Origin of the sequence: Stenotrophomonas sp. 278 (assembly GCF_003935715.1) — a bacterium.
GTDB lineage: Bacteria > Pseudomonadota > Gammaproteobacteria > Xanthomonadales > Xanthomonadaceae > Stenotrophomonas > Stenotrophomonas maltophilia_AH.
Genome location: NZ_RHPP01000197.1, coordinates 1 through 5,881, shown reverse-complemented (window position 1 = coordinate 5,881; position 5,881 = coordinate 1). Strand labels below are relative to the sequence as shown.

The following is a 5,881-nucleotide window of genomic DNA, read 5'->3' as shown; positions in this document are numbered from 1 at the left end:
CTGCCACCCCGGCTGCCGCTGAAACCGCTGCCCCGACCACCACCCCGGCCGCAGACGCCGCTGCCGCTGCCCCGGCCGCTGAAGCCATCCAGATCGCTTCGGGCACCTACAAGCTCGACCCGAGCCACACCGACGTGCTGGTCCAGTGGAACCACATGGGCTTCTCCAACCCCAGCGCCCACTTCGGCAACGCCGAAGGCACCCTGGTGTTCGACTCGGCCGACGTGACCAAGAGCACCGTGGAAGTGAAGCTGCCGCTGAGCGGCCTCAACAGCTTCACCGCCAAGTTCGACGAACACCTGAAGAGCGCCGACTTCTTCGACGCCGCCAAGTTCCCGGCCGCCACCTTCAAGAGCACCAAGGTGGAAGCCGCTGGCACCAACAAGCTGACCGTCACCGGTGACCTGACCATCAAGGACATCACCAAGCCGATCGTGCTGCACGTCACCATCAACGGCGGCGGCGAGCACCCGATGGCCAAGGTTCCGGCTGCTGGCTTCGACGCCACCACCACGATCAAGCGCACCGACTTCGGCGTGGGCGCGTACGCCCCGAACGTGAGCGACGAAGTGAAGGTCCGCATCACCACCGAAGCCACCGGCGAAAAGCCGGCCGCGTAACGTCTGATGTATTGACGTACGTAGAGCGGGGCTTGCCCCGCTGCTCGGAACAAACGAACGGCCCGCCAAAAATGGCGGGCCGTTTGCTTTGGGGTATTGCTGTGGCTCTGGCTCTGGCCTTTGCTTTGGTAGAGTCGGTCGCAAGACGACTGCCGATAACACCAATCGGCCCATTAACGCATGGACCCCACCGGCAAACGCCTCACCGTCCGGCAAACGCCTCCGTTCCCAGGTCATGCCCCACAGAACGTCGCACCGTTATCGGCGGTCGACTGTCGTGCGACCCGCGCCCCATGACCCTTGTGCGCCATTGCGACGAACGCGTCGCCACGCGCCCGGGATATCACCGCTCACCTCACCCCGCCAACTTCCCCAACCACAACGCACTGAAATCCGTCGGCGTGCGCCGTGACGGCACCACCACCCCGGTGCCGCGCAGAAACACATGCGTGGCCTGCGCATAACCTTGTCGCGCCACCAACGCCGTCTGCTTCACCGCCGCCTGCTGCTTGCGCAGCTGCACGATCTGCAGATTCGGCTTCCCCGGTGCCGCGAACTTCTGGTACTTCCGCAGCTCATCGGCCACCAGGTCCATGTCCGCCTGCGCCTTCAGCAGCGCCTGCTGGGAAAGGGCCAGGGCCAAGGCGGCCTCGCGTACCGGCACGGTGGCGTTGGGGGCAGCGGCTGCCAAGGCAGCATCAAGGGAAGGGTCGCCGTGTTGCAGGCGCGCGATAAGGTCGGCAAGGGCCGAAGAGGTGAGGGCAGGCATAGAGGGGAATTGTAATCCCGGCGATGACGCGCCATGCGCGTCATCGCGGTCCATCAGGCCCCCTCAATCCCCCTCATGCTCATCCGCATGCGCCTTCCAATACCCCTTCGAGCGGATCCAATCCTTCGGCACCCCCAGATGCCCCTCGATGTACTTCCGCATCATCCGCGCCCGGCGTGACTCGGTCGCAATCCAATAGAACGTGTCCCCGTCCGGTTCCTCGAAATCGGTAAACACATCCTCCAGCAACGTACTGGTGGCGGCGTCAAACCAGTTCCGCTCCAGCCAGGAAACCGTAATCCGGTCATCCTCAGGCAGCTCCTGCCGATCCTCAGCAGAAGGCACCTCCACATACACCTGCGCCCGCGCGTTCTCCGGCAGCTGCTCCAGCCACCGCGCAATCGCCGGCAGCGCGGTCTCATCGCCAATCAGCACATAGGTGTCAAAGTCATCGGCGGTGATATGCGACCCACGCGGCCCACCCACCGCAATCGCATCGCCCGGCTTGGCATTCGAAGCCCAGGTCGAGGCCACGCCATCGCCATGCAGCACGAAGTCGATCGCCAGCTCACCGGCCTCCAGGTCCCACCAGCGCGGCGTGTAGTCGCGGGCGGGGGAGGGCTCCTGGCCTTCCGGGTAGCGCGGGCCGTGTTCGGTCATCGTGGGCACCACGAAGTCGCCTGCCGCATTCGGGAAGAACAGCTTCACGTGGTCGTCCGGCGCGGGCGAATCAAAGCCCTCCAGCGCCGGGCCACCCACCACCACCCGGCGCATGCTCGGGGTGATCTCTTCGGTGCGCAGCACCTGCAGCGGGCGGAACTTCACGGTATGACGCAGCAATTGATGTTCATGCAAAGCCATGGGGGAATACCTGTATCAAGGCCGCAACCGCGGCAAATGGAAAAATGACCTGGCGCGCTCTATGGCTGGCGCGGTCAACATGGATCTATGTGCGCCCGGCCCGAATCCGCACCGCCGCCTCGCGCAACGCCTGCGCCACAACCGCCGCGTTCTCGTCCGACCACCGCGCATGGTGCAACCCCAACGCCTGCTTCACCTCGCGCAGCGCCTCGCGCACCGGCATCGGCAGGTTCGCCTTGGCAATCGTGCGCGCGCTGTCGCGAACCCGGCGCATCGCCGCATTCACTTCCTCGCGCTGCGCCTCCAGCTCCGCCTGACCCAGCGCATTGAGCTGGAACCGCCGCCGGCCACCCTCACTGCTCACATCCACCCAACCGGAAGCCTCGAACTGCGCCAGCACCGGGTAGATCGAGCCCGCACTGGGCGTGTACACCCGCACGAACATCTCCGCGATGCACTGAATGAGCTCATAGCCATGCCGCGGCTGCTCGGCCAGCAGCGCCAGCACCAGCAGCCGCAGGTCACCCCGGCTCAGCGGTCGCGCGCTGGCCGAACGGGCAGGGGCATCAGGTTCACGGGGACAGGTCATTTCGATATATCGATTCGAGTGCGATAACGATATATCGAAAACACACGAGGTTCAATCAATCCCGGCCAACCCCATGGAACACTGCGTCACAATGTCGCGCGCTGTCCCCAAAGACAGGCCTCCCAAGCTCCATACGCCCCCGTAGCGAAGATCGCAAACCCATTGGTGCGCTACACTTTGCGGCTAGAAATCTATAAACACCTCGCGCGCGTGCGTGCGGTCATGGGAGCGCTAATGAACTGGTTGAACGATGTGCTGAGCAACGACCCGAACCCGGTGGAAACCCAGGAGTGGATCGAGTCGCTGAAGGCCGTTATTGATGTCGAGGGCCCTGAGCGCGCGCATCAGCTGTTGGAAGGCATGGTGGAACTCACCCGTCGTTCGGGTGCCTACCTGCCGTTCTCTCCCACCACCGAGTACGTGAACACCATTTCGCCGAACCTGGAGGCCAAGAGCCCGGGCAACGCCGAACTGGAATGGCGCATTCGTTCCATCATCCGCTGGAACGCCATGGCCACCGTCGTGCGCGCGAACCGCAAGCCGGGCGACCTGGGCGGCCACATCGCCAGCTTCGCCTCCGGTGCCACCCTGTACGACGTGGGCTTCAACCACTTCTGGCGCGCCCCCAGCGACAACCACCCCGGCGACCTGCTCTTCATCCAGGGCCACAGCGCCCCGGGCATCTATGCGCGTTCCTTCCTGGAAGGCCGCATTGACGAACAGCAGCTCGACAAGTTCCGCATGGAAGTCGATGGCGGCGGCCTTTCCAGCTACCCGCACCCGTGGCTGATGCCGGACTACTGGCAGACCCCCACCGTGTCGATGGGCCTGGGCCCGCTGGCCGCCATCTACCAGGCGCAGTTCCTGCGTTACCTGGAAAACCGTGGCCTGATCGAAAAGTCCGACCGCAAGGTGTGGTGCTTCATCGGCGACGGCGAAAGCGACGAGCCGGAAACCCTCGGTGCCATCGCCCTGGCCGGCCGCGAAGGCCTGGACAACCTGATCTTCGTGGTCAACTGCAACCTGCAGCGCCTGGACGGTCCGGTGCGCGGCAACGGCAAGATCATCCAGGAGCTGGAAGGCGTGTTCCGTGGCGGCGGCTGGAACGTCATCAAGCTGCTGTGGGGCGGTTACTGGGATGCCCTGCTGGCCAAGGACACCAACGGTGTCCTGAAGAAGCTGATGATGGAAACCGTCGACGGCGAATACCAGAACTGCAAGGCCTTCGGCGGCGCGTACACCCGCGAACATTTCTTCGGCAAGTACCCGGAAACCGCCGCCATGGTGGCCGGTCTGTCCGACGACGACATCTGGCGCCTGAACCGCGGCGGCCACGACCCGCACAAGGTGTATGCCGCCTACCACGAAGCCGTGAACACCAAGGGCATGCCCACCGTGATCCTGGCCAAGACCGTGAAGGGCTACGGCATGGGCAGCGCCGGTGAAGCGCTGAACCCGACCCACCAGACCAAGAAGCTGGACGACGAAGCCGTTCGCCACTTCCGCGACCGCTTCAACATTCCGGTCACCGACGAGCAGCTGAAGGACGGCCAGGTGCCGTTCTACCACCCCGGCCCGGACAGTCCGGAAGTGAAGTACCTGCAGGAACGCCGTGCCGCCCTGGGCGGATACCTGCCGCAGCGCCGCCGCAAGGCCAGCAAGAGCTTCAACGCTCCGAAGCTGGAAGCCTACGAGCGCCTGCTCAAGAGCAGCGGCGAGCGAAGCTACAGCACCACCATGGCCTTCGTGCAGAGCCTGAACATCACCCTGCGCGACAAGGAACTGGGCCCGCACATCGTGCCGATCGTGGCCGACGAAGCCCGTACCTTCGGTATGGAAGGCCTGTTCCGCCAGATCGGCATCTACGCCCCGTTCGGCCAGAAGTACAAGCCGGTCGACGCTGACCAGCTGATGTTCTACCGCGAAGACCAGAGCGGGCAGGTGCTGCAGCAGGGCATCAGCGAACCCGGTGCCATTGCCTCGTGGATGGCCGCCGGTACCAGCTATTCGGTCAGCAACGTGCCGATGCTGCCGTTCTACATCTACTACAGCATGTTCGGCTTCCAGCGCGTGGGCGACCTTGCCTGGCAGGCCGCCGACATGCGTACCCGCGGCTTCCTGCTCGGAGGCACCGCCGGCCGCACCACGCTGAACGGTGAAGGCCTGCAGCACGAAGACGGCCACAGCCACCTGGCCGCCGGCGGCATTCCGAACGTGCGCAGCTACGACCCGACCTTCGGCTTCGAAGTGACGGTGATTCTGCAGCACGGCACCAAGGCCATGATGGAAGACCAGGTAGACGAGTACTACTACCTGACCCTGATGAACGAAAACTACACCCACCCGGAAATGCCGGAAGGTGCAGCCGAAGGCATCGTGAAGGGTATGTACCTGCTGACCGACGCCGGCAAGCCGAAGAAGAACGAGCTGCGCGTGCAGCTGCTGGGTTCGGGCACCATTCTGCGCGAAGCCATTGAAGCGGCCGCGCTGCTGGAGAAGGACTTCGGCGTCACCGCCGACATCTGGAGCTGCCCGAGCTTCAACGAACTGCGCCGCGATGGCTTCGACGCAGAACGTTGGAACCGCCTGCATCCGGAAGACACCCAGCGCAAGGCCTACGTGACCGAGCTGCTGGAAGACCGCCAGGGCCCGGTGATTGCCGCCACCGACTACGTGCGCGCCTACGCCGACCAGATCCGCGCCTTCGTGCCGGCCACCTACACCGTGCTGGGCACCGACGGCTTCGGCCGCTCGGACACCCGCGCCAACCTGCGCCGCTTCTTTGAAGTGGACCGGTACTACATTGCCCACGCGGCGATTGCGGCGCTGGCGAAGGACGGGAAGATGACCGGGAAGGACGTGGCCCGGGCGATCAAGCAGTACAAGATTGATCCGGAGAAGGCTAACCCTGTTGGGGTTTGATTGATTTAGTGCGAGGGGCCCCCAAGGCCCCTCGTACATGTCCGGGTTCACCCCCGTTTTCACGGACACTTACAAGAAGGCCGATCCAGGCCATGAGGAGTGTTCATGTCAAAGCGTAGA

At 64.4% G+C, this 5,881-nt stretch carries 5 protein-coding genes; 2 read left to right on the top strand and 3 right to left on the bottom strand.

Annotated elements, in window-relative coordinates; genetic code table 11:
* A partial coding sequence (locus EGJ34_RS20100) for a YceI family protein (RefSeq protein WP_148100532.1) occupies positions 1 to 620 on the top strand: 620 nt, incomplete at its 5' end.
* Between the two features lie 355 nt (positions 621 to 975).
* Here EGJ34_RS20100 and EGJ34_RS20095 read toward each other — a convergent pair.
* The 3 genes from EGJ34_RS20095 to EGJ34_RS20085 all read right to left on the bottom strand — a co-directional run bounded on the left by EGJ34_RS20095 (position 976) and on the right by EGJ34_RS20085 (position 2,839).
* Positions 976 to 1,311 (bottom strand): hypothetical protein, encoded by a 336-nt coding sequence (locus EGJ34_RS20095; protein WP_125362208.1) that lies wholly within the window; start codon positions 1,309 to 1,311, stop codon positions 976 to 978.
* 141 nt (positions 1,312 to 1,452) lie between these two features.
* The gene (locus tag EGJ34_RS20090; RefSeq protein ID WP_125362207.1) at positions 1,453 to 2,250 is read right to left on the bottom strand and encodes a siderophore-interacting protein; all 798 of its coding nucleotides are present in this window, start codon (positions 2,248 to 2,250) and stop codon (positions 1,453 to 1,455) included.
* Positions 2,251 to 2,335: 85 nt separating this feature from the next.
* Positions 2,336 to 2,839 (bottom strand): PadR family transcriptional regulator, encoded by a 504-nt coding sequence (locus EGJ34_RS20085; RefSeq protein ID WP_125362206.1) that lies wholly within the window; start codon positions 2,837 to 2,839, stop codon positions 2,336 to 2,338.
* A 234-nt stretch (positions 2,840 to 3,073) separates the two neighbouring features.
* On the opposite strand from EGJ34_RS20085, the gene aceE reads away from it, so the two are divergent.
* Positions 3,074 to 5,761: a pyruvate dehydrogenase (acetyl-transferring), homodimeric type gene (aceE, locus tag EGJ34_RS20080; protein WP_125362205.1), complete on the top strand. Its 2,688-nt coding sequence runs from the start codon at positions 3,074 to 3,076 to the stop codon at positions 5,759 to 5,761.
* The last annotated feature ends 120 nt before the right edge of the window (positions 5,762 to 5,881 follow it).